Here is a 23,707-nt window from a genome sequence, read left to right on the forward strand (position 1 = left end):
AGTTACCGCAGCGCAGCACGGTCTCTGGGAGGTCGGCGACCCCCGTGTTCGGGTCGGCGACGCCGATCAGCCGAAGGTGCCGCGCAGGTAGGTAGCCGTCCGGGCGCGTGATGTGCGCGCTTTCGGGGTTGTCCGTCGGGGGTCCGTCTTCGTGCCGCGTACCGTAAACACGTGCCCAAGACTGCACCCAAATCCAAGACCGCCTCGCCCGGTCGATTCAGCAACCGATTCTGGAAGCTGCTCGGTGCGAGCACCGATCGAGATCAGGCTCGCTCGATGACGCAGGTGAGCTCCTCCGAGGGGTTCGACGCCAAGGCCGCCAAGCTTGACGACGATCAGCTGCGCAAAGCCGCCACCCTGCTCGTCCTCGACGACCTGGCGGAATCGGCCGACATCCCACAGTTCCTCGCCATCGCCAGGGAGGCTTCCGAACGCGCAACCGCTTTGCGGCCGTTCGACGTTCAGCTTCTCGGCGCGCTCCGCATGCTTGCGGGCGACGTCGTGGAGATGGCAACGGGCGAAGGCAAGACGCTTGCCGGTGCCATCGCTGCGGCCGGGTACGCCATCGCGGGGCGCAGCGTCCACGTCATCTCGGTCAATGACTACCTGGCGCGGCGCGACGCGGAGTGGATGGGTCCGCTGTTCGAGGCGATGGGACTGACCGTCGGCTGGATCACCGCCGACTCGACTGCTGACGAGCGGCGCCATGCCTACGGGTGCGACGTCACCTACGCCTCGGTCAACGAGATCGGCTTCGACGTCTTGCGCGATCAGTTGGTGACCGACGTCGCCGACCTGGTTTCGCCTGAGCCGGACGTCGCACTGATCGACGAGGCCGACTCGGTGCTCGTCGACGAGGCGCTGGTGCCCTTGGTGCTGGCAGGCACCACACACCGCGAGACCCCCCGATTGGAGATCATCGCGCTGATCGGCGACCTGACCACGGGATCGACGTCGGGTACGTACTACGAAACCGACGCCGATCGGCGCAACGTCCAACTCACCGAAGCCGGGGCGGCCAAGCTCGAGTCGGCGCTCGGCGGCATCGATCTGTACTCCGAGGAGCACGTCGGAACCACGCTGACCGAGATCAACGTCGCGCTACACGCGCACGTGCTGCTTCAACGCGACGTGCACTACATCGTCCGCGACGACGCCGTGCATCTGATCAACTCGTCGCGCGGCCGGATCGCGTCGCTGCAGCGGTGGCCCGATGGGCTGCAGGCCGCCGTCGAGGCCAAGGAGGGCATCGAGACCACCGAGACGGGTGAGGTACTCGACACCATCACCGTGCAGGCGCTGATCAACCGGTATCCCACCGTGTGCGGAATGACGGGCACCGCGTTGGCGGCGGGCGAGCAGCTGCGCAAGTTCTACAAGCTCGGGGTGTCCCCGATTCCGCCGAACACTCCGAACGTCCGTGAGGACGAGACGGACCGGGTCTACATCACGGCGGCCGCCAAGTACGACGGCGTCGTCGAGCACATCACCGCGGTCCACAAGACCGGGCAACCGGTGTTGGTCGGCACCCGCGACGTCGCCGAATCGGAAGAACTTCACGAACGGCTCGTCAAGGCGGGCATCCCCGCCGTCGTGCTGAACGCCAAGAACGACGCCGAGGAAGCGGCGGTGATCGCCGAGGCGGGCACGTTGGGCAAGGTCACGGTGTCCACTCAGATGGCCGGACGCGGTACCGATATCCGACTGGGCGGCTCCGACGAGACCGGCCACGACGATGTTGCCGAGCTCGGTGGCCTGCACGTGATCGGAACCGGCAGGCACCACACCGAGCGCCTCGACAACCAACTGCGCGGGCGGGCCGGACGGCAGGGCGATCCCGGGTCGTCATTGTTCTTCTCCAGCTGGGAGGACGACGTCGTCGTCGCCCACCTGGAGCCCCAGAAGCTGCCCATGGATACCGACGAGGACGGCCGCATCACCAGCGACCGAGCGGCCACGCTGCTCGAACACGCCCAGCGGGTCGCGGAAGGCAAGCTGCTCGACGTCCACGCGAACACCTGGCGCTACAACCAACTCATCGCTCAGCAGCGCGGAATCATCTCCGAGCGCCGCGAGCACCTCCTGCGCACCGCGGCCGCCCGAGAGGAGCTCGCCGAACTTTCTCCCGAGCGCTACGACGAACTGGTCGAGGAGGTGGGTGAGGAACGGCTGGAGAAGATCTGTCGGTTGATCATGCTGTATCACCTCGACCGCGGATGGGCCGATCACCAGGCCTACCTTTCCGACATCCGAGAGAGCATCCACCTGCGCGCGCTTGGCAGGCAGGACCCGCTCGACGAATTCCACCGGATGGCGGTCGACGCGTTCGGGTCGCTCGCCGCGGATGCGATCGAGGCGGCGCAACAAACGTTTGAGACGGCGAACGTGCTCGAAGACGAGCCAGGACTCGACTTGTCGAAACTCGCAAGGCCCACCTCGACGTGGACGTACATGATCCACGACAATCCGCTGGACGACGACGCCATGGCGGCGCTCAGTCTGCCCGGAGTGTTCCGCTAGGTTTACGGCCTATGGAGCCCAATACCGAGGGCAAGCGCGACGTGCGGGAGGCACCCGGCGATCGGGTGTTGACGGTGCCGAACGCGTTGAGCGTGTTGCGGCTGATCCTGGTTCCAGTCTTTCTCTATCTGTTGTTCGGTGTTCACGAATACGGCTGGGCGGTGGCCGTGTTGATGTTCAGCGGCTTCTCCGACTGGGCCGACGGCAAGATCGCGCGGTTGGTCGCCAACCAGTCGTCGCGGTTGGGGGCACTGCTGGATCCGGCGGTCGACCGCATCTACATGGCGGCCGTTCCGATCGCCCTCGCGTTTGCGGGCATCGTGCCGTGGTGGTTCGTCGCCGTCCTGCTCGGGCGCGACGTGCTGCTGGCCACCACGCTTCCGGTATTGCGTAGCCGCGGGCTGACGGCGCTGCCCGTTTCGTATTTGGGCAAGGCCGCCACGTTCGCGCTCATGTCGGGCTTTCCCCTTGTCCTGCTTGGTCAGTGGGATGAGTTGTGGAGTCGCGTCATCCTCGCCTGCGGCTGGGCCTTCCTCATCTGGGGCATGGCGATGTATCTGTGGTCCGCGGTGCTGTACCTCATTCAGGTGCAGTTGGTGGTGCGGCAACTGCCGCGCGCGACTGGCGACCAGGGGACGTCTGGCAGGTGAGCGACGACGAGCGCGCGCTCGGTGGCTACAGCCTTGAGGCCGGACGCAACGCCCACGAGGCGGACGCACCGACGCTGATCCCGGTGCCGTCGCTGTTGCGCTCATTGCTGTCCGATCATCTCGACCCGGGCTACGCGGCAGCTGCCGAACGTCGCAAGGACGGCAAGGGGCGGGGCCGGACTTCCGAATTGGCCTGGCAGCTCTGTGCAGGCTTGGCCGTTGCCACGGTGTTCGCGACCGCGGCCGCCCAGGCCGAGTCCGTCGCACCCGCGACCAAGACCGCTCAGCAGGTGCTCGCCGCCCGTGTGCGGGCCGCCGATACCTCCACCCGCGATGCGACCGCCCGGCGCGATGCGCTGACCGGACAGGTCGAGTCCGAGCGGCGCAGCCGGCTGGAGGGCGACGAGCGCGGCAGGCAGCTGCTCGCAGCGTTGGACGCCGCGGAGTCCGCCGCCGCCGCCACTGCAGTCACCGGGCCGGGATTGACGGTCACCGTCACCGAACCGGCTGCCGCCAAGGACTTGAGCGACGTGTCGAAGCAGCGCATCGCGGGGAGTCGGCAGATCATCCTCGATCGCGACCTGCAACTCACCGTGAACTCCCTTTGGGTGAGTGGCGCCGAGGCCATCTCCGTGGGGGGAGTGCGAATTGGACCCAACGTGACCATCCGGCAGGCTGGGGGCGGCATGCTGGTCGACAATCAACCCATTGCCAGTCCGTACGTGATCGTTGCCATCGGACCACCGCACGCCGTGCGCGACGTCTTCGGCAACAGTCCCGCACTGCAGCGGCTCCGGCTGCTGGAGACGTCCTACGGCGTAGGTGTCAACGTCAGTGAAGGCGAAGGCCTCGTGGTCCCGGCCAGTTCGGTCCGAGACCTCAACTTCGCCAAGAAGATTGGGTCGTCATGATCGGAATCATCGCCCTCGTCGCCGGGATCGCGCTTGGCCTGGTGTTCCATCCCAGTGTGCCGGAGGTCATCCAGCCGTACCTGCCGATCGCGGTGGTGGCCGCACTCGACGCGGTCTTCGGTGGACTCCGTGCCTACCTCGAGCACATCTTCGACTCGAAGGTCTTCGTGATCTCCTTCGTGTTCAACGTGCTGGTGGCCTCACTCATCGTCTACGTGGGGGACCAGCTGGGCGTCGGTACCCAGCTGTCCACGGCGATCATCGTCGTGCTCGGCATTCGCATCTTCGGTAACGCCGCCGCGCTCCGGCGCAGGCTGTTTGGGGCGTGACCATGACTGATCCGGACGCCCCCAAGGGCAGGCACGAGCTCACCCCCGGCGAACCGCCAGGTGGCGGCGCGCGACGCGGACGATCACGGCTCGTCTTCGGGGCGTTGGCGGTCGTGCTGTGCGTCGTGCTCGGAATCGCGATCGTCACACAGGTCAGGCAGACGGAATCCGGCGATTCGTTGGACAGCGCCCGCCCTGCGGACCTTCTGATCCTGCTCGATTCGCTGCAGCAGCGAGAAGCCGCGCTCAACACCGAGGTGGCCGATCTACAGCGCACCCTGGCGGCGTTGCAAGCCTCGGGCAGCAGCGACCAGGCGGCGATCGAAAATGCGCAGTCCCGGCTGGCCGCCCTGTCGATCCTGATCGGGACCGTCGCAGCGACCGGTCCTGGCGTCACGCTGACCATCGGCGACACCGCGCCGGGCGTGTCGTCCGAGACGATGCTCGACGTCATCAACGAGTTGCGCGCAGCGGGAGCCGAAGCCATGCAAGTCGGCTCCGGAGGGCAGGAGCGAAGCGACCCGGGAAATGATGCCGGAGGGCAAGAGGGGAGTCAGTCGACCGTGCGCGTTGGCGTCGACACGTGGGTGGTAGGCGCGCCGGGCGCGTTGGTGTTCGACGGGGTACCGATGAGTCCGCCGTATTCAGTTCTGGCGATTGGCGATCCAGCGACGCTGGCCGCGGCGATGAACATCCCCGGCGGCGCGATGGACAGCATCGAGCGGGTCGGTGGGACGATGACGGTCCAACAGGCCGACGTCGTTAACGTGACCACCTTGCGACAACCGAAACCGCGCCAATACGCTCAGCCAGTCAAATGACGGTCGATTCCCCGCGCCGACACACCCAAGGAGCAACGTGAGCGAGATTCCGTCCGAGCTGAATTACACCCCCGACCACGAGTGGGTGCAACGCACCGGTGAGCGCACCGTGCGGGTCGGCATCACCGACTACGCGCAGTCCGCGCTCGGTGACGTGGTGTTCGTAGAGTTGCCAGAAGTCGGAGCCGACGTGACCGCGGGCACCGAATTCGGAAACGTGGAGTCGACCAAGTCGCAGTCAGATCTGTACGCGCCGATCAGCGCGAAAGTCGTTGCGATCAATAGTGATCTGGCAGACTCACCGGAGCTGGTCAACTCCGATCCGTATGGCGCTGGCTGGCTCATCGACCTCGAGCTCGGTACCGAGGCGTTGGAACAGGGCCTCGCAGCGCTGCTCGACGCCGACGGCTACCGCGAGGTCGTCGAGGAATGACCATTACGGCGGTGGTGGGCACATCCCGCCACGCCGCGCGGTACGGTCGTGGGGAGATGTATGCCCGTCGGCCATCGCGTCAGAAGGCCGACCAACGATCGCCACAGCGGCCAGTGAGGAGCAGCGGGTGACGGATAACGACACCACTTCGGGAGCGGACCAGACGTCGGATGACGTCTCGGTGGAGACCACATCGGTCTTCCGCTCTGACTTCCTCAACGAACTCGACCCGTCCACGACCACCGGTACCGAAACTGCGGTGTCCGGAGTTGAGGGACTACCCGCAGGCTCGGCCCTGCTCGTGGTCAAGCGCGGCCCCAATGCGGGCTCGCGGTTCCTGCTCGACCAGCCGAGAACATCGGCCGGTCGTCATCCCGATAGCGACATCTTCCTCGATGACGTCACGGTCAGTCGTCGGCACGCAGAGTTCCGGCTCGAGAGCAGTGAGTTCCAGGTGGTTGACGTCGGCAGCCTCAACGGCACCTACGTGAACCGTGAGCCGGTGGACTCCGCGGTCCTCGCCAACGGTGACGAGGTGCAGATCGGCAAGTTCCGCCTGGTGTTCCTGACCGGACCCAAATCCGACGACGGCAGCGCCGGTAGCTAGGCGCCGATGAGCGCCTGCGCGGAAAGCAGATGACGCCGATGAGCGCTTGCGGGAAAAGCAGATGACTCAGCCCGACCAGCCCGCGCTTGCCGGGATGTCCATCGGAGCGGTGCTTGATCTGCTCCGCCCCGACTTCCCGGACGTCACCATTTCCAAGATCAGGTTCTTGGAAGCCGAAGGACTGGTCACGCCGGAGCGCACGGCGTCCGGATACCGACGATTCACCGCATATGACTGCGCTCGGCTTCGTTTCGTCCTGACCGCGCAACGGGACCACTACCTTCCGTTGAAGGTCATCAAGTCGCAATTGGATTCGCACCCTGACGGTGACCTGCCGGAGCAGCGGTCTACTTACGGGGTGCCGCGGTTGGTGCCGGTGAACGACGAAGCAGACCACCAAGGCATCGCGGCCGTCGGGCCCGCTCAGGTGCGATTGAGCCGGGAGGATCTCCTGGCTCGCTCGGGGGTGGGCGTCGAGGTGCTCAACGCGCTCGTCAAGGCGGGCATCATCAAGCCAGGACCGGGCGGATTCTTCGACGAACACTCCGTCGTCACGGCGCAGTGTGCGCAGGCCTTGGCCGAGTACGGCATCGAACCCCGCCATCTGCGCGCGTTCCGGTCCGCGGCCGACCGCCAGTCCGACCTCATCGCACAGATCGCGGGTCCCGTCGTGAAGGCGGGCAAGGCCGGCGCCCGGGATCGCGCCGACGACCTTGCTCGCGAGGTCGCGGCGCTGGCTATCACGTTGCACACGTCGCTGATCAAGTCCGCTGTGCGCGACGTTCTGGATCACTGAGGTCTAGACTCGCTACAGGCTGATGGCGGGCGTGACGGTGCTGGAGGGCAGACACTGATGGGCGAGGTTCGCGTGGTTGGCATTCGCATTGAGCAGCCCCAGAACCAACCGGTCTTGTTGCTTCGCGAGTCCAACGGTGACCGCTATCTTCCGATCTGGATCGGGCAGCCCGAGGCCAACGCAATCGCCCTCGAGCAGCAGGGCGTCGAGCCGGCCCGACCGCTCACCCATGATCTGATTCGAGATCTGATTGCCGCCCTTGGGCATTCGCTGAAGGAAGTCCGGATCGTGGACCTTCAGGAGGGCACCTTCTACGCAGATCTGGTGTTCGACCGCGACATCAAGGTGTCGGCGCGACCGTCGGACTCGGTGGCCATCGCGATGCGCGTCGGGGTCCCGATCTACGTCGAGGAAGCCGTGCTGGCCGAGGCCGGGCTGCTCATCCCCGACGAGAACGACGAAGAAGCCGCAGGCGCCGTTCGTGAGGACGAAGTCGAGAAGTTCAAGGAGTTCCTCGACAGCGTGTCGCCCGACGACTTCAAGGCCACCTGAGGCCGCTTTCATCACGGATGCGTCTCAACTGCGGCATCGTGCTCGACACGCGGCGGAGGTTTCCGTCATCCGTCGATCGGGCAGCCATACTTTGAGGACCCGGGCAGCTTTAGGGCAGTGCGGCTAGGACGAAAAGCGTATGCTCGACACACTCGGGCTCGGGGACAAACGCGTTGCGGGAGTTTTGCTGGTAGCGCTGCTGGGCGAGTTCGATCGGCGAGAGGATGGACAGTGGGCGACACGCCACGTCAAGATCAATTGGAGCTCTCTTCGATCGACACGCCGCCACCGGCCGCCGCGCCGAGTGAGCCCGTGCAGGCCGGCTTGTTCCCCGACAATTCGGTGCCCGACGAGCTCGTCGGCTATCGCGGGCCAAGTGCGTGCCAGATCGCGGGCATCACCTACCGCCAGCTGGACTACTGGGCGCGCACGTCGCTCGTCGTGCCGTCCATCCGCGGTGCCGCGGGTTCCGGTAGCCAACGGCTGTACTCGTTCAAGGACATCCTTGTTCTCAAGATCGTGAAAAGGCTGCTGGACACTGGCATCTCGCTGCACAACATTCGGGTGGCCGTCGATCACCTTCGTCAGCGCGGCGTCAAGGACCTGGCCAACATCACGCTGTTCTCCGATGGCACGACCGTCTACGAGTGCACGTCCGCCGAGGAGGTCGTCGACCTGTTGCAGGGCGGCCAGGGCGTCTTCGGTATCGCGGTATCCGGGGCCATGCGGGAACTCACCGGAGCCATTGCAGACTTTCCTGGCGAGCGCGCCGACGGCGGCGAGTCCCTTCCCACCCCCGAGGACGAACTGGCCTCCCGGCGCAAGACTCGCGACCGCAAGATCGGCTGATCGCTCGACGCGGGATGCATGCCGGCCGCACTTCCCGGGTCGCTTCGCTCCTGCCCTCCGGTAGACTCAGCCGAGCATCGCCCCTGCGCGGGAGAGTTTCGTGGTCGCCAGCCACGAGCGCCGAAGGAGCAATACCTCTCCGTCAACCTCTCAGGCACCCAGGACCGCGCGGAGCCACGATGCCTCTGGAAAGCGGTGAGTAGTTAACTCGCCCGCCCATGGGGAAAGGCGCAGGCGGTCACCAGCCGCAGTTGCCGAATCTCTCAGGCGCCCGGTACGGGTCGACGACAGAGGGAGAGGAACCGCTGGGCGGTTCTGCGCTCTGAGTCCGAGAGGTTCCCGTGTCCGGTACACATGCTCATCCAGGTTCTGATTCAGATGGTCGTCCGGATTCGGGGGACGGTCGCCACCAAGCCCGCTTCGCCGATCGGCACATCGGTCCCGACACCGTCGCAGTCACGACGATGCTCAAGGTGATCGGTGTCGACTCACTCGATGAACTCGCCGAAAAGGCGCTCCCCGCAGGCATCCTCGACACCTTGACCGTGGACGGTGTTGCACCAGGACTCGACCGGCTGCCGGCTCCTGCGACGGAAGAGCATGCCTTGGCTGAACTGCGGGCCATGGCCGACAGCAACACGGTGGCCGTCTCCATGATCGGCCAGGGTTACTTCGACACGCTCACGCCGCCGGTGCTGCGTCGCAACATCCTTGAGAACCCGGCGTGGTACACGGCCTACACGCCGTACCAGCCCGAGATCAGCCAGGGCCGGCTCGAGGCGCTGTTGAACTTTCAGACCATGGTCGAAGACCTCACCGGCCTAGAGGTCGCCAATGCGTCGATGCTCGACGAGGGTACGGCCGCGGCAGAGGCGATGACGCTCATGCACCGCGCGGTCAAGGGTTCAGCCAACCGGCTCGCAGTGGACGTCGACATTTATCGTCAGACGGCGGCCATCATCGAGACGCGCGCCAAGCCGCTGGGTATCGAGGTCGTGTCCGCCGACCTCCGCAACGGCCTGCCCGACGGAGAGTTCTTCGGCGTCATCGTCCAGCTGCCGGGGGCCAGCGGCGCCGTGGTCGACTGGTCGGGATTGGTCGCCGAAGCACACGACCGCGGCGCACTCGTGGCCGTTGGCGCCGACCTGCTGGCGCTCGCCCTCGTTGCGCCACCGGGGGAGTACGGCGCCGACGTGGCGTTCGGTAGCACCCAACGCTTCGGCGTGCCAATGGGGTTCGGTGGACCGCACGCCGGTTACTTGGCAGTGCATACCAAGCATGCCCGTCAGCTGCCCGGCCGGCTGGTCGGGGTGTCGCTCGACGCTGACGGATCGACGGCCTACCGCCTCGCGCTGCAGACCCGGGAACAACACATCCGGCGGGACAAGGCGACCAGCAACATCTGCACCGCCCAGGTGCTACTCGCCGTGATGGCGTCCATGTACGCCAGTTACCACGGCGCGGACGGACTGCGGGCCATCGCGCACCGGGTGCACGGCGACGCCCTCGCCGTGGCGATGGGGCTGACCGAAGCCGGGGTGGAGGTCGTGCACGCAGCCTTCTTCGACACCGTGCTGGCCCGCGTGCCCGGGCGTGCCGAGGAGGTGCGCGCAGCGGCGAAGGCGCGGGGCATCAACGTGTGGCTGGTCGATGCCGACCACGTGTCGGTGTCGTGTGACGAGGCGACGACCGCGCACCATGTGGAGGACGTGCTCGCAGCATTCGGCGCAACCCGGGGCGGACATCACTGGTCGGGACCCGAAATTGCCACTCGTACAACGGACTTCCTCACCCACCCGGCGTTCACGCGGTACCGCACCGAGACGGAGATGATGCGTTATCTCCGGTCGCTGGCCGACAAGGACATCGCGCTCGATCGCAGCATGATTCCACTGGGCTCTTGCACCATGAAGCTCAACGCTGCGGCCGAGATGGAACCGATCAGCTGGCCGGAGTTCGCTCGCCAGCATCCGTTCGCCCCAACGTCGGATACCCCGGGCCTGCGCACGTTGATCGCCGACCTCGAAGCCTGGCTGACGCAGCTCACCGGGTATGACGCGGTGTCGTTGCAGCCCAACGCGGGGTCTCAAGGTGAGTACGCCGGTCTGCTCGCGATTCAGGCCTATCACCGCAGCCGCGGCGACGACCAACGCAATATCTGCCTCATCCCATCCAGCGCCCACGGCACCAACGCCGCATCGGCAGCCCTTGCCGGCATGCGGGTCGTGGTGATCGCTTGCCGCGACAACGGCGACGTCGACCTTGACGATCTGCGCGCCAAGATCGCCGAACATGCGGAAAACGTTGCAGCACTGATGATCACATACCCGTCCACTCACGGCGTCTACGAACACGACGTGGCCGAAATCTGCGCCGCCGTGCACGACGTCGGCGGCCAGGTATATGTCGACGGGGCCAACCTGAACGCCTTGGTGGGGCTGGCGCGGCCAGGGAAGTTCGGCGGAGACGTCAGCCACCTCAACCTGCACAAGACGTTCTGCATCCCGCACGGCGGCGGTGGCCCAGGCGTTGGTCCGGTGGCGGTGCGCGACCATCTGACGCCGTTCCTGCCCGGCCATCCACTCGCCGACGAGCTCGGCGACGACTACACCGTCTCGGCGGCGCCGTACGGTTCCGCATCGATCCTGCCCATCACGTGGGCATACATCAGGATGATGGGCGCACCAGGGCTGCGGGCGGCCACGCTGGTGGCGATGGCGTCGGCCAACTACATCGCGCGTCGGCTAGATGAGTACTACCCGGTGCTGTACACGGGTGAGCGCGGAATGGTCGCGCACGAATGCATCCTCGACCTCCGCGGTATCACCAAGACCACCGGCGTGACCGTCGATGACGTCGCGAAGAGATTGGCGGACTACGGTTTTCACGCCCCGACCATGAGCTTTCCCGTCGCGGGCACCCTGATGGTCGAGCCGACCGAGAGTGAGAGCCTCGCCGAGGTCGATGCGTTCTGCGAGGCGATGATCGCCATCCGGGCCGAGATCGACGAGGTGGGTTCCGGCAACTGGCCCGCCGACGACAATCCGCTGCGCGGAGCGCCGCACACCGCCGAGTGCCTGCTGGTCGACGAATGGACCCACCCCTACAGTCGGGAACAGGCCGCATATCCGTTGGGCAAGGGCTTCCGTCCCAAGGTGTGGCCGCCGGTGCGACGCATCGACAGCGCGTACGGCGATCGCAACCTGATGTGTTCCTGCCCGCCGGTGGAGGCGTTCGCCTAGCCTTCCGGACATGTCGGCGGCAATCGTTCGGGACTGGCTCGAAGGCGGCCATTTCATCAAGACCGGTGTCGGCTCGATATTCGTCCGGGCCGCAGCAGGTGACGGCCCCACGATATTGCTGCTTCACGGCTACCCGTCGAGTTCGTTCGACTACCGCATGGTGGTCCCGCATCTTGGCGGACGGGCCTGGGTCACGATGGACTTCCTCGGCTTCGGCCTGTCCGGAAAACCGCGGCCGCACCGGTATTCGTTGCTCGAGCAGGCCGATCTGGTACAGACCGTCGTCGCAGGGGAGTCGTCGGGCCCCGTGGTGCTCATAGCCCATGACATGGGCACGTCGGTGGCCACCGAACTGCTCGCCCGAGATCTCGAGGGCCGCTTGCCCTTCGAGCTTCAGCGCGCGGTGTTGACCAACGGCAGCGTCATCCTCGAACGTGCCAGCCTGCGCCCGATTCAGAAGGTGCTCCGCGGTCCACTCGGCCCGCTCGCCTCCAGGCTGGCCAACCGAACGATGTTCACCAAGGGCTTCGCGGAGCTGTTCAGCGCCGCGCATCCCTTGTCGCAAGAAGAGGCGACGGCGCAGTGGGAACTGTTGGAACACAACGGTGGCCACCGGATTGCGCACCTGTTGATCTCGTACCTCGACGAGCGCGTGAAGTACGCCGAACGTTGGCATGGTGCGGTACGGGACTGGGCCAAGCCGCTCAGCTTCCTTTGGGCCCTCGACGATCCGGTGGCCACGCCGAACGTGCTCGACGGGTTACGCCTGCTGCGACCTGCCGCTGACGTGGTCGAGCTTCCAGGTGTCGGCCACTACCCGCAGGTCGAGGTACCCGAGCAGTTCACCGCGCGGGCGCTGGCGCTGCTTGGCGGCTAACCGAGGACGGTGGCGAGCGCCGCACCGAGTTCGGGGCCCACCGAGGAGTTGAGATTTTGGTAACTGCCGCCCGTGGACTGGGACACGCCTTCCCACGTGGCCCGGTCGGGGTCGCCACCGAAGTCGATGACGTTGATCGCAACGGGTTTCGCCTGACTGAAGTTCTGCTTGATGAACTCCTGCAGACCTGCCCCGTCGAGGCTCTGGTCGGTGTGCGGACCCGTCGTGATGACGAGCACTGAATTCTCCTGGCCCTCACGGAAGTTCGCCACCGCGTCGGTGTAAAGCGCACGGAGCGTAGTGAACGACACCGCACCGCCCCCGGACGCCACCTGACCGTTCAGGTTGGAAGTGAGCACGCCCGAACGCGCCTGCCCGTTGACGAGATCACCGAGCTCACCGGTGGCGACCTCGGAGCGACCAGCGACACCATCGAAGGTCCACAGGCCGATGACCGCGGTAGGTGGCAACGCCTGGAGTCGGGTGTTGAGCGCCGCGGTCACGTTGCCTACCCGCGACTTCCCGCCATCCTCGGTGCTCATCGACTGGTCGAGCATGATGGTCACCGCTGGGTTCTGAGCCGGTGCGCTCACGGCGTTGGCGAGCGTTGTCCGGACGTCTTTGTCTCCCAGCGAAAGCGGCGGCCCTGACAGCGCGCTGAACTCGGTGACGTCGCTCTCGGGCATCGTCGCGCCATCGACTCGGAAACCGGCCTTCGACAGGTCGGCCAGAGCCTCCGGCTTGTGCAGGAACCGCTCGAACTCACTTGCAGCAGTGACCTGCTCCTGCTCGAGCCAATCCCCGGACAGCAGCACGGTCGGGTAGTCGGCGATGGCTGCCGGGCCCGAGGGCAGCCACGCCGCCAGTTTGCTCTTGGCATCCGGCAGGGAGGCAGCCCGTTGGAAGATCTGTTGTTCGGTAGCCACCACGGCATGAACCGGGGCGGCCGCAGGAGCGCCGTCCTGCAACAAGGCGTCCAGCGCCGTCGACTGCTTGGTGTCGGCCAATTTGGGCTGTCCCGACATCAGCGTCGAGATGGCACCTGCGCCGGCCGTGGCGGGGGCGCCGGGCGGTGCGGCAGCGGTGGCAACCGCTTCGGCCGCGAGGTACGTGGCGTCACTGTCGTCGATCAACGGCAAGGCCAGACGTAGCGGCCCCCAGCCTTGCAGGCGCAGTCCGTCCAGGGCGGTCGGATTGGTCTGCAAGGCAGGCAAGTTACCCCAACCCTGCTGGGCGAGTGCGGTCTTCAACTCCGGACGCATGGCGAGCATGACGGGCGAGCTGACCAAGGAGCGGCTGGCGGTGATGGTCTTCTGGCTGGTCGCCGCTTCCACCCTGGCGGCCGAAAGGGAACTGCCAGGAATCCACAGCGCGGGTCGCTCACCGAGTTCGGCTGGCCACTTTCCGGTGAATCCGTCGACCACCTGATCCGAACCAGCGGACGTGACACCGACCTTCACGCATTTGTCGCCGACCGGGGTGGCCGACTTGTTGTACTGGTCTGCGAACGTACGGACCTGGTCCGCTATCGACGGATCGGCAATGACCGCGACGGCGACGTCGCCTGAGACACAGCGCGCGGCCGCGACTTGGGATCTGTTGGACAACGCGTCACCGAAGAAGCGCCAGAGGATGAACGCGCCGACGACCACGACGACCGCTGCGAGCGCGCCGACGACGCCCTTGCTGACACCACGCCGTCCGGCAGCGACCGCGCGGTGGCTGCCGGTCCAATCGCCGCCCTCCCATTCGCCGCCGTGCTGCGGGCCGGTCGCGGGCGGACGGGGCGGCGGGGTGGACGCCGCGAACGACAGGGCGGCCTGTTCGGGCTCCTCGTAGCCGAGGTCGTCGTCATGCGACCAGAAGTCGGATTCGGGGTAGTCCTGATCCTCTTGATCGTCATCGCCGGCATCGTCGTAACCGGCCACCTCGTAACCAGCGTCCTCATATCCAGGCGCCGCATATCCCGGTGCCTGGTATCCGCCGTCCCGGTAGCCGGCGTCCTGACGGCCAGGTGCCCGATACTCGGCCTCTTCGTAACCGGCCGCTTGATAAGCATCGTCCTCGTAGCCGGCGTCGGGGTAGCCAGGCTGATACCGAGCGTCCTGGCGGCCTGTGTCCCGATGACCTGTGTCTCGGTAACCGCGCGCGCCGTACCCCGGCTGCCCGTACTGGTCGTAGCCAGGCGGTGGCTCCTGCTCCGGCTCGACCCGCGGTATCTGGGTGGTCCGGTAATCGTCGTCGTAGTCGTCGCCCTGGTAGGGCTGCTCGCCCGACAGGTCGTCGGGATCGGGAACGCTGTGCCTACCCATCCCTAACCTCTGTGCTCGCTACGCGACGTGGACGTCGCCCACGTGGTTTTACCTCTGTCATCCGGGTCCTGACGCCGAAGTCTAGCCACTGGCAAGCTGGCGAGCCTTGAACTCCCGGCGGCGCCGGTGCAGGATCGGCTCCGTGTAGCCGTTCGGTTGCTCGGTACCCGACAGGATCAGCTCCTGGGCAGCGGCAAAGGCGATGCTGGCGTCCGGATCGGGCGCCATGGCCAGATACGAAGGATCCTTTGCGTTCTGTTCGTCGACAACCGCCGCCATCCGCCGCAGACTCGCCTTGACGTCAGCCTCCGTGATGACCCCGTGGCGCAGCCAGTTCGCGAGTAGCTGACTCGAAATCCTAAGCGTGGCACGGTCTTCCATCAATGCCACATTGTGAATGTCGGGCACCTTGGAGCAACCGACGCCGGCGTCGATCCAGCGCACCACGTAACCGAGGATCGACTGGCAGTTGTTGTCGACCTCCTCGCGGATCTCCTCGGGCGCCCATGCAAGCTCCTTGGCCAGCGGGATCGTGAGCAGTTCGGTGATCGTGGTGCGCTTCTTGCCTGCGAGTTCCTTCTGGACATCGAACACGTCGACCTGGTGGTAGTGCATCGCGTGCAACGTCGCGCCGGTCGGCGACGGCACCCACGCCGTCGTGGCGCCGGCCTTGGGCTGCCCGATCTTCTGCTCGACCATGTCGGCCATCAGCTCGGTCATGGCCCACATGCCCTTACCGATCTGCGCCTTGCCGGATAGCCCGGCGGCCAGGCCCGCGTCGACGTTGGCATCCTCGTAGGCCTTGATCCAGGGCTGGTTCTTCATCGTGCCCTTGCGCACCATCGGGCCAGCCTCCATCGAGGTATGGATTTCGTCGCCCGTGCGGTCGAGGAACCCGGTGTTGATGAACACGACGCGATCCGCGGCCGCCTTGATGCATGCCTTCAGGTTCAGCGTCGTGCGGCGCTCTTCATCCATGATGCCGACCTTGAGCGTGGCCTGCGGAAGGCCGAGCACGTCCTCGACCCGGCTGAATAACTCGCAGGTGAACGCGACCTCGTCGGGACCGTGCATCTTGGGCTTGACGATGTACACCGAGCCGGTGCGGCTGTTGAGCAGCGGGCCGTTGTCATCGTCGGCTTTGAGTCCGTGCATCGCGACGAGGCTGGTGAACAGCGCGTCCTGAATGCCTTCGGGCACTTCGTTGCCGTCTGCATCGGTGATCGCGTCGTTGGTCATCAGGTGGCCCACGTTGCGCACGAACAGCAGGCTGCGCCCAGGCAGGGTCAGTTCGGACTCGCCGTCCAGGCCCGGATTCGGCCGAGTGAAGGTGCGGTCCTCGTTGAGCACCCTGGTGAAGGTCTTGTCGCCCTTGCTGACCTCTTCGGTCAGGTCACCGCGGTTCAGGCCGAGCCAGTTGCGGTATCCGAGCACCTTGTCGTCGGCGTCGACGGCGGCCACGGAGTCTTCGAAGTCCATGATCGTGGTGATCGCCGACTCCAGCACGACATCCTTGATGCCGGCTTCGTCGGTGGAGCCGACGGGCGACTCGGGGTCGACGAGGATCTCGATGTGCAGGCCGTTGTTGACCAGAAGCACCGACCATTCGGGCGAGCCGAGTGTTCCGGTGTAGCCCACGAACTTTTCCGGGCTCGCGAGCGCCACGGACTCCCCGGCGCTGGTCGCGACCTCCAACTGGCCGTCGGCGACGCTGAGTCCGGTCACGTCCGCCCAGGAGCAGGTGGCCAGGGGCACTGCCTCATCGAGGAACGCGCGGGCGTAGGCGATGACCTTGTCGCCACGCACCCTGTTGTAGCTGGTGCCCTTATCGGCACCGTCGGTCTCGGGAATGACGTCGGTGCCGTACAGCGCGTCATACAACGAACCCCAGCGTGCGTTGGAGGCATTGAGCGCGAACCGTGCGTTCAGGACGGGCACCACGAGCTGCGGTCCGGCGGTGCTGGTGATCTCGCTGTCGACTCCCGAGGTGGTGATCGTGAAGTCGGCGGGCTCGGGCTGCAGGTAGCCGATCTCGTTGAGGAACCGCTCGTAGGCCTCGATGTCGAGTGGTTCGATCACGCGTTGGCGGTGCCACTTGTCGATCTGGGCCTGCAGGTCGTCGCGGCGGGCCAACAGGTCCTGATTCTTGGGGGCAAGATCAGTGACGACCTTGTCGACGCCCGCCCAGAAGCTGTCCGGATCGAGACCCGTACCTGGTAGGGCCTCGTTGTTGACGAAGTCGTACAGCACGCGGGCCACCCGCAGGTTCCCGGCCGTCACGCGATCTGTCATGGTTTCCTCTCTGAAGCGTCGATCAAGCTTACCCGCGAGTAACTGCAGCTAACTGCCATGTACCCGGGGTGAGAAGCCCGTCATACCATTGTTTAGCGCGAGCAAGATGCGTCGCGGGCGCTATCCGGCCACTTCGCTGGAGGCCGCCAGCAGCTCCCGGCACCGATGGAGCAGTGCGGTCCGTACGCCGGCGGCCCGCCGCGACAGGTCGGCCTGCCGCCGCGTGTACTCCGCTCGGCCCGAAGCCGTCTCGATCGCCACGGCTTCGTATCCGAAGTCGCGAAGATCATAGGGGCTGGCGCACATGTCGAGCTCGCGCGCTGCGAACGCCAGCTCGAACGCATCCATCAGTAGGTCGGAGTCGACAAGCGGCAACAGCTTGGCGGCGAATTTGTACAGGTCCATCGTCGCGTGGAGGCACCCCGGCTGTTCGCTGGCGACCTGACCCTGTCGGGTCAGCGGCGTGGCGTTGAGCGGGCGCGCCGACTCCGTGAAGAACCGATACGCGTCGAAATGAGTACAGCGCACGGGCAACGATTCGACCACGACGTCCGTTCCCGCGGGACCCAGCCGAAGCGGAATCGCGTCGTGGCGCAGCTCCTTCGCCCGGTACACCATGGCCCATTCGTGCAGCCCAAAGCAGGACAGCGCGGGGGAGCGACTTGCGGTCGCCGCCATGAGCCGCTCGACATACTCGGTGGTCTCGCGGCGACGCGCGAGCTGGCGCCGGTCCACGGTGACACCCAAATCCGTTGCACAGTAACCCTTTAGATGCGAATACTCGTCGGCTCCCGGTCCGGCGAGGGTGACACCGAAACCCGGATGCCAGCGCCGAAGGTGGCGCGGCTTCAGGTTGTAGTAGGTGAACAAGAAGTCAAGCACCGGATGCGGTTGGCCTGCCGCTCGCGCACGTAGGTACGGGCCGGCGAGCCCATCGAGGCGACTCTCGTGGACGTCTCGGCGACGCATCCAGTCTTGCTGCGCAAGAACGACTTCTCGAGGCACGCTGACCGCTAGACCCGATGGGTTCCGTCGCGCACGGTGCCGACGAGGTCCTCCACCAGATCCTCGAGCGTGACCACCGCGGTGACGACGTCGTCGGTGGTGACCAAGGCGAGGTGGCTGTTGTTGAGCACCAGCCGGGACAATGCGTCGGGCAGCGGCATGGAAGCAGGAACCGACGGCAAGGGCCGCACCATTGACGAGTCGAGCACCGCGTCAATGTCATCGACGAGTGGCAGCACGTCCTTGATGTGCACGTAGCCGGTGATCCGCCCGGCAGGATCGACGACCGGGAATCGGGAGTATCCAGTCTCGGCGAGCGCCTGTTGGATGGCTGCCACGGTCGGCGCCCTGCCATCGGATGCGGCGGGCAATGCGTAGATCTCCTTGATGGGCACTGCGACGTCCGCCACGACGCGGTTGCGGATCTGCAGCGCCCGCGACAGGCGAGTGTGCTCCTCCGGGTCGAGTAGGCCCTCGGACAGAGATTCGGCGATCATCTCGGACAGCTCGATGGTCGACACGGTGTTCTCGAGCTCGTTCTTGGCTTCGACACCGAACACGCGGAGCACCAGCTTGGCGCACCAGTCGTAGAAGGCGATGAACGGGCGCGCGATCCGGATCCAGAGTAGATATGGCGGGACGAGCAGCATTGCGGCCGCCTCTGGCCCGGCGATGGCGATGTTCTTCGGGACCATCTCGCCGAGCAATACGTGTAGCACCACGACGACCGTGATCGCGACGAGGAACGACACGGTGTGCAGCACGGCGTCCGGGACGCCCAACAGGTCGAACGGCTTCTCCAAGAGGTGAGCTACCGCGGGTTCGCCGACCCGGCCCAGCAGGATCGAGCACACCGTGATGCCCAACTGCGCGCCGGCAAGCATCAGCGAGAGGTTCTGCCCCGCCTTGATGACGGCGACCGCGTTGCGCTTGCCCTGTTCGGCCAGCGCCTCGAGCCGGTCGCGGCGCGCGGAGATCAATGCAAACTCCGCAGCGACGAAGAACGCGTTGGCTGCCAACAACAGCACGGTGAGCAGCACACCCAGGAGGTCACCCATCCGTGGATTCCTCGTCCGGGGGGAGCCTGACCAGCTTGATCAGGTCGATGCGGCGACCGTCCATCCGCTCGACACTGGCCTCCCACCGCACCGCTCGATCGAGCGTCGTGTCGGGGTCGAACTGGGTCAACGTCACCGACTCGCCCTCGACCGGAATGTGGCCGATCTCCTGAAGGACCAGGCCACCGATGGTCTCGTAGTCACCTTCTGGCGGCCGGAACGGGGTTTCCGTGTCGACCTCGTCGATGCGTAGTAGCCCCGAAACCTGCCAGCCGTTGCGCATCTCGACGACGTCGGGGGTCTCGTCGTCGTGCTCGTCGCGGACGTCGCCGACGATCTCCTCGATGAGGTCCTCGACGGTCACCATGCCGGCCGTTCCGCCGTACTCGTCGACGACCATCGCGGTCTGCAGTCCGCTTGCTCGCAGCTGCGTCATCACAGCGTCGCCGTCCAGGGTCGACGGCACCGTCGGGGCCGGTTGGACGAGGGTCGCCAGCCTGGTGTGGGGCCGGTCGGCTCGGGTCACCTCGAAAACCTGTTTGACGTGCACGATCCCGATGGTCTCGTCGAGGTCGCCTTCGATGATCGGGAATCGCGAGTGGCCGGTTTCCATCGCCTTGGCCACCAAGTCGGCGACGGTGTCGTCGGACTGCAGCACGTCGATCTTCGAACGGGGCGTCATCAATTCCTCGGCGGTCCGGGTGCCGAACCGCAACGAACGGTCGACGAGCGTGGCCGTCGCGATGTCGAGCGAGCCGCTCTTGGCCGAATTTCGCACCAATGAGACGAGTTCCTGCGGCGACCGCGCCGACCGCAGCTCTTCGGCTGGTTCGATGCCCAGTCGACGCAGAATCCAGTTGGCAGTGCCGTTCGTCATCTTGATCAACGGCGTGGTGGCCATCGAGAACAACAGCTGCGGCGCGGCCACGACACGGGCTGTCGCCAGGGGCTTCGCGACTGCGAGATACTGCGCGACCAGTTCGCCGAACACCATCGACACCGAGGTGGCGATCAGCAGCGCCGCGGCCAGCGCAAGGCCATCGGAGAGCCCCTTGCTCAGAGAAAGCGCCTCGAAGGCCGGCTTGAGCAGCTGGGCGAGCAGCGGCTCGGCCAAGAAGCCCGTGATCAGGGTGGTGATCGAAATGCCGACTTGCGCGCCCGACAGCTGGAACGACAACGTCTTGTGTGCGCGCTGCACCAGCTTGTCCCTGGGGCCGCCGGTGCGGGCATTCGCGTCGACGGTGCTGCGCTCGAGCGCGGTCAGAGAGAATTCGGCGGCGACGAATATCGCAGTACCTGCGGTGAGCACCACGAACGCCAGCAAACCCAGCAAGGTGACGGTAAGACTCATCGAGTGTCCGCGGCGAAGGCGCCAGGCACTTGGCCCGGCGAACTACTGGATGGCTCGGCGTCGTCCGGCTCGGATGCAGGGGCCGTTGCGGGCACCAGCGGCACGTGCTCCCTCTCCTTGGCCGGCGTCATGAATGCACCATGTTAGCGGTCTCGGGGGGAGTCGGTTTACTCACCAACCGCTGGGCAGCGGATGGCCTTCGGCGAACCCGGCCGCCGACTGGACGCCGAGCACCACCCGTTCGTGCAGCTCCGGCAACGTCGCGGCGCCGACGTACGTGCAGGTGCTTCGGACGCCGGAGGTGATGTGGTCGAGCAGGTCCTCCACGCCACCGCGGGTCGGATCCATGCCCATCCGGGAGCTCGAGATGCCTTCCTCGAACAACGCCTTGCGGGCTCGGTCGAACGGACTGTCCGCCGCGGTTCTGGCGGCCACGGCCCGCTTGGACGCCATCCCGTAGCTCTCCTTGTACAGCTGGTTCTCCCGGTCGTACATCACATCGCCCGGCGACTCGTAGGTGCCTGCGAACCAGGATCCGATCATGACGTTGGCGGCGCCCGCGGCCAACGCCAGCGCGACGTCCCGCGGGTGCCTAACGCCACCGTCGGCCCAGACGTGAGCGCCGAGTTGCCTTGCCGCGTCGGCGCATTCGACTACGGCAGAGAACTGTGGTCGTCCCACCCCGGTCATCATCCGGGTGGTGCACATCGCACCGGGTCCGACGCCGACCTTCACGATCGATGCGCCCGCGCTGATGAGGTCCCTCGTTCCTTCTGCCGACACCACGTTGCCGGCGGCCAGCGGCAGCCCGAGGTCGAGGGACGACACCGACTTGATAGCGTCGAGCATCTTGAGCTGATGGCCGTGGGCGGTGTCGATGACCAGTAGGTCGGCCCCTGCCTCGGCCAGCGCGCGAGCCTTCGCGGCCACGTCGCCGTTGATGCCAACGGCCGCCGCGATCCGCAGCCGACCCGTCGCGTCCACTGCAGGCGCGTAGATGCCCGCACGGATCGCGCCCGTGCGGGTCAGCACACCGGCCAGCCGGCCATCTGGTCCCGTCATCACCGCCACGCCGATCGCGTCGTGCTCGAGCAAGTCGAACACCTTGCGCGGATCGGTCCCGACGGGCGCCGTGACGTAGTCGGAAACGGCCACGTCCCGCACCCGCGCGAAGCGGTCCACCCCCGCGCAGGATTGTTCGGTGACCAGTCCGATCGGGCGGTCCTCGAAGACGACGACGGCGGCGCCGTGGGCGCGCTTGTGGATCAAGGCCATCGCATCCGAGACGGAGTCGTCGGGCGCGAGGATCACCGGGGTGTCCACCACCAGATCACGGCTCTTGACGAAGTCGACCGTCTCCTTCACCGCCGTGATCGGAAGATCTTGCGGCACTACGACGATGCCTCCGCGCCGCGCGATGGTCTCGGCCATGCGCCGACCTGCCACCGCCGTCATGTTGGCGACCACCACCGGAATGGTGGTGCCGGAGCCGTCAACCGTGGACAGGTCGACGTCGAACCGCGACGTGACATCGGATCGCCCGGGAACGATGAAGACGTCGTTGTACGTGAGGTCGTACGGCGGAATGTGACCGTGAAGGAACTCCATGACTAGACCGGCGACTCACTGCGATCGCCGCTCCATTGGGTGTGGAACTTCTTGCTCGGGTCCTCGTCGATGCGGCCGTAGGTATGGGCGCCGAAGAAGTCGCGCAGACCCTGCGTCAGCGCCGCAGGCAGCCGTTCGGTGCGCAGCGCGTCGTAATAGGACAGGGCCGAGGCGAAGCCGGGGATCGGGATTCCCAGTTCGGTGGCCGTCACGACGACGCGGCGCCAGCTGTCGATCCCGGCCTCCACTGCGCTGCGGAAATACGGTGCGGCGATCAGGGTGGCAAGCTGCGGGTCCTCGTCGAACGCTTCCTTGATGCGGTTGAGGAACTTCGCCCGGATGATGCAGCCACCGCGCCAAATGGTGGCCATGTCGCCGAGCGTGATGCCCCAGTCGTACTCGGCACTGCCGGCCTGAATCTGGTTGAAGCCCTGGGCATACGCGATGATCTTCGACGCGTACAGCGCCTTGCTGACGTCGTCGATGAACTGCGCGGCATCTCCTGGCTTGGCGCCAAGCTCGCCCGACGCCAGGCCGGTGGTGGCCTTACGCTGAGCCACCGAGCCGGACAGCGCGCGGGCGAAGACGGCCTCGGCGATGCCGGTCACGGGTACCCCGAGGTCCAGTGCGGACTTCACCGTCCACCGCCCGGTGCCCTTCTGCTCGGCCTCGTCGAGGATGACGTCGACCAGCGGCTTGCCGGTCTTGGCGTCGACCTGCTTGAGCACCTCTGCGGTGATCTCGATGAGGTAGCTGTCCAGATCGCCCTTGTTCCACTCGGCGAAGATGTCGGCGATCTCGGGCGCGGTCTTGCCAAGCCCGTCGCGAAGCAGCTGGTAAGCCTCGCCGATCAACTGCATGTCGGAGTACTCGATGCCGTTGTGCACCATCTTGACGAAGTGCCCAGAGCCGTCGGGGCCGATGTGCGTGCAGCAGGGCACCCCGTCGACGTGGGCGGAGATCTCTTCCAGCAGTGGGCCAAGCGACTTGTAGGACTCGGCGGGTCCGCCAGGCATGATCGACGGGCCGTTGAGCGCGCCCTCCTCGCCACCCGAGATGCCCGCGCCGACGAAGTGCAGGCCACGTTCGCGAATGGCCTTCTCGCGGCGGATGGTGTCGGTGTAGAGGGAGTTGCCGCCATCGATGATGATGTCGCCTTCCTCCATGGCGTCGGCGAGCTCGTTGATCACGGCGTCGGTGGGATCGCCGGCCTTGACCATGATGATGACGCGGCGTGGCTTTTCAAGGGCGGCAAGGAATTCCGGGATGGTCTCGCTGCGCACGAACTTGCCTTCAGTACCGTGGTCGGCCAGAAGCGCGTCGGTCTTGGCGATCGATCGGTTGTGCAGCGCCACCGTGTAGCCATGGTGCGCAAAGTTGCGCGCGAGATTCGAACCCATCACGGCCAGGCCGGTGACGCCGATTTGGGCGGTGCCGACAGGGGTTTCAGACGGGCTCATGGAAGGCCTTTCGGTTTGGTTGCAGCAGTGGATC

The 23,707-nt window shown here is 66.1% G+C and carries 20 protein-coding genes and 1 riboswitch; of the genes, 12 read left to right on the top strand and 8 right to left on the bottom strand.

The window, feature by feature from the left end; translation table 11 throughout:
- Positions 1-171: 171 nt before the first annotated feature.
- The 12 genes from secA2 (at position 172) to SLQ30_RS29765 (ending at position 12,587) form a co-directional block, all read left to right on the top strand.
- A complete protein-coding gene (secA2, locus tag SLQ30_RS29710) occupies positions 172-2,520 on the top strand; it encodes an accessory Sec system translocase SecA2 (protein WP_319450491.1) in 2,349 nt (782 codons plus the stop codon).
- A gap of 11 nt (positions 2,521-2,531) precedes the next feature.
- Positions 2,532-3,170: a CDP-alcohol phosphatidyltransferase family protein gene (locus SLQ30_RS29715; protein ID WP_319450490.1), complete on the top strand. Its 639-nt coding sequence runs from the start codon at positions 2,532-2,534 to the stop codon at positions 3,168-3,170.
- Entirely contained in the window at positions 3,167-4,081 is a 915-nt protein-coding gene (locus tag SLQ30_RS33195) for a DUF881 domain-containing protein (RefSeq protein ID WP_413468213.1), read from the top strand. The genes SLQ30_RS29715 and SLQ30_RS33195 overlap by 4 nt, the downstream gene beginning before the upstream one ends.
- Positions 4,078-4,410: a small basic family protein gene (locus SLQ30_RS29725; protein ID WP_413468214.1), complete on the top strand. Its 333-nt coding sequence runs from the start codon at positions 4,078-4,080 to the stop codon at positions 4,408-4,410. The genes SLQ30_RS33195 and SLQ30_RS29725 overlap by 4 nt, the downstream gene beginning before the upstream one ends.
- Positions 4,411-4,412: 2 nt before the next feature.
- Positions 4,413-5,231 carry a DUF881 domain-containing protein gene (locus tag SLQ30_RS29730; protein ID WP_319450489.1) on the top strand — a complete coding sequence of 273 codons (819 nt, stop codon included), beginning with the start codon at positions 4,413-4,415 and terminating at the stop codon, positions 5,229-5,231.
- A gap of 37 nt (positions 5,232-5,268) precedes the next feature.
- Positions 5,269-5,664 (top strand): glycine cleavage system protein GcvH, encoded by a 396-nt coding sequence (gene gcvH / locus SLQ30_RS29735; protein ID WP_319450488.1) that lies wholly within the window; start codon positions 5,269-5,271, stop codon positions 5,662-5,664.
- 127 nt (positions 5,665-5,791) lie between these two features.
- The gene (garA, locus tag SLQ30_RS29740) at positions 5,792-6,271 is read left to right on the top strand and encodes a glycogen accumulation regulator GarA (RefSeq protein ID WP_319450487.1); all 480 of its coding nucleotides are present in this window, start codon (positions 5,792-5,794) and stop codon (positions 6,269-6,271) included.
- A 61-nt stretch (positions 6,272-6,332) separates the two neighbouring features.
- The gene (locus SLQ30_RS29745; RefSeq protein WP_319450486.1) at positions 6,333-7,067 is read left to right on the top strand and encodes a MerR family transcriptional regulator; all 735 of its coding nucleotides are present in this window, start codon (positions 6,333-6,335) and stop codon (positions 7,065-7,067) included.
- 57 nt (positions 7,068-7,124) lie between these two features.
- Positions 7,125-7,619 (top strand): bifunctional nuclease family protein, encoded by a 495-nt coding sequence (locus tag SLQ30_RS29750; protein WP_319450485.1) that lies wholly within the window; start codon positions 7,125-7,127, stop codon positions 7,617-7,619.
- 231 nt (positions 7,620-7,850) lie between these two features.
- On the top strand, positions 7,851-8,468 hold the full coding sequence (locus SLQ30_RS29755; protein ID WP_319450484.1) for a MerR family transcriptional regulator: 618 nt from the start codon (positions 7,851-7,853) through the stop codon (positions 8,466-8,468).
- Positions 8,469-8,546: 78 nt separating this feature from the next.
- Positions 8,547-8,645: riboswitch (glycine riboswitch) on the top strand.
- Positions 8,646-8,902: 257 nt separating this feature from the next.
- The gene (gcvP, locus tag SLQ30_RS29760; protein ID WP_319450562.1) at positions 8,903-11,710 is read left to right on the top strand and encodes an aminomethyl-transferring glycine dehydrogenase; all 2,808 of its coding nucleotides are present in this window, start codon (positions 8,903-8,905) and stop codon (positions 11,708-11,710) included.
- A 10-nt stretch (positions 11,711-11,720) separates the two neighbouring features.
- Positions 11,721-12,587: an alpha/beta hydrolase gene (locus SLQ30_RS29765; RefSeq protein ID WP_319450483.1), complete on the top strand. Its 867-nt coding sequence runs from the start codon at positions 11,721-11,723 to the stop codon at positions 12,585-12,587.
- On the opposite strand, the gene SLQ30_RS29770 is transcribed toward SLQ30_RS29765, so the two are convergent.
- From SLQ30_RS29770 to gndA, 8 genes are all read right to left on the bottom strand, one after another.
- Positions 12,584-14,899: a substrate-binding domain-containing protein gene (locus tag SLQ30_RS29770; RefSeq protein WP_319450482.1), complete on the bottom strand. Its 2,316-nt coding sequence runs from the start codon at positions 14,897-14,899 to the stop codon at positions 12,584-12,586. The two genes, SLQ30_RS29765 and SLQ30_RS29770, sit on opposite strands and share 4 nt — an antisense overlap.
- Positions 14,900-14,980: 81 nt before the next feature.
- Entirely contained in the window at positions 14,981-17,191 is a 2,211-nt protein-coding gene (locus tag SLQ30_RS29775) for a malate synthase G (RefSeq protein ID WP_319450481.1), read from the bottom strand.
- A gap of 120 nt (positions 17,192-17,311) precedes the next feature.
- Positions 17,312-18,160: a 3-methyladenine DNA glycosylase gene (locus tag SLQ30_RS29780; protein WP_319450480.1), complete on the bottom strand. Its 849-nt coding sequence runs from the start codon at positions 18,158-18,160 to the stop codon at positions 17,312-17,314.
- Between the two features lie 44 nt (positions 18,161-18,204).
- Positions 18,205-19,254, bottom strand: a complete 1,050-nt coding sequence (locus tag SLQ30_RS29785; RefSeq protein WP_319450479.1) for a hemolysin family protein — start codon at positions 19,252-19,254, stop codon at positions 18,205-18,207.
- Positions 19,247-20,605, bottom strand: coding sequence for a hemolysin family protein (locus SLQ30_RS29790; protein ID WP_319450478.1), 1,359 nt, complete (start codon positions 20,603-20,605; stop codon positions 19,247-19,249). The genes SLQ30_RS29785 and SLQ30_RS29790 overlap by 8 nt, the downstream gene beginning before the upstream one ends.
- The gene (locus SLQ30_RS29795) at positions 20,602-20,736 is read right to left on the bottom strand and encodes a hypothetical protein (RefSeq protein ID WP_319450477.1); all 135 of its coding nucleotides are present in this window, start codon (positions 20,734-20,736) and stop codon (positions 20,602-20,604) included. The genes SLQ30_RS29790 and SLQ30_RS29795 overlap by 4 nt, the downstream gene beginning before the upstream one ends.
- 40 nt (positions 20,737-20,776) lie before the next feature.
- A complete protein-coding gene (locus SLQ30_RS29800; protein WP_319450476.1) occupies positions 20,777-22,213 on the bottom strand; it encodes a GuaB1 family IMP dehydrogenase-related protein in 1,437 nt (478 codons plus the stop codon).
- Between the two features lie 2 nt (positions 22,214-22,215).
- Positions 22,216-23,673, bottom strand: coding sequence for an NADP-dependent phosphogluconate dehydrogenase (gene gndA / locus SLQ30_RS29805; protein ID WP_319450475.1), 1,458 nt, complete (start codon positions 23,671-23,673; stop codon positions 22,216-22,218).
- Positions 23,674-23,707 lie beyond the last annotated feature (34 nt).

Source organism: Mycobacterium sp. RTGN4 (assembly GCF_033804635.1).
Classification (GTDB): domain Bacteria; phylum Actinomycetota; class Actinomycetes; order Mycobacteriales; family Mycobacteriaceae; genus Mycobacterium.

Coding starts and splice junctions, on each gene's coding strand:
- SLQ30_RS29795 (WP_319450477.1), bottom strand. CDS start 20,736: ATGACGCCGGCCAAGGAGAGGGAGCACGTGCCGCTGGTGCCCGCAACG.
- SLQ30_RS29770 (WP_319450482.1), bottom strand. CDS start 14,899: ATGGGTAGGCACAGCGTTCCCGATCCCGACGACCTGTCGGGCGAGCAG.
- SLQ30_RS29800 (WP_319450476.1), bottom strand. CDS start 22,213: ATGGAGTTCCTTCACGGTCACATTCCGCCGTACGACCTCACGTACAAC.
- SLQ30_RS29725 (WP_413468214.1), top strand. CDS start 4,078: ATGATCGGAATCATCGCCCTCGTCGCCGGGATCGCGCTTGGCCTGGTG.
- SLQ30_RS29765 (WP_319450483.1), top strand. CDS start 11,721: ATGTCGGCGGCAATCGTTCGGGACTGGCTCGAAGGCGGCCATTTCATC.
- SLQ30_RS29775 (WP_319450481.1), bottom strand. CDS start 17,191: ATGACAGATCGCGTGACGGCCGGGAACCTGCGGGTGGCCCGCGTGCTG.
- SLQ30_RS29790 (WP_319450478.1), bottom strand. CDS start 20,605: ATGAGTCTTACCGTCACCTTGCTGGGTTTGCTGGCGTTCGTGGTGCTC.
- SLQ30_RS29785 (WP_319450479.1), bottom strand. CDS start 19,254: ATGGGTGACCTCCTGGGTGTGCTGCTCACCGTGCTGTTGTTGGCAGCC.
- gndA (WP_319450475.1), bottom strand. CDS start 23,673: ATGAGCCCGTCTGAAACCCCTGTCGGCACCGCCCAAATCGGCGTCACC.
- SLQ30_RS29730 (WP_319450489.1), top strand. CDS start 4,413: ATGACTGATCCGGACGCCCCCAAGGGCAGGCACGAGCTCACCCCCGGC.
- SLQ30_RS29780 (WP_319450480.1), bottom strand. CDS start 18,160: ATGCGTCGCCGAGACGTCCACGAGAGTCGCCTCGATGGGCTCGCCGGC.
- SLQ30_RS29745 (WP_319450486.1), top strand. CDS start 6,333: ATGACTCAGCCCGACCAGCCCGCGCTTGCCGGGATGTCCATCGGAGCG.
- SLQ30_RS29750 (WP_319450485.1), top strand. CDS start 7,125: ATGGGCGAGGTTCGCGTGGTTGGCATTCGCATTGAGCAGCCCCAGAAC.
- SLQ30_RS29715 (WP_319450490.1), top strand. CDS start 2,532: ATGGAGCCCAATACCGAGGGCAAGCGCGACGTGCGGGAGGCACCCGGC.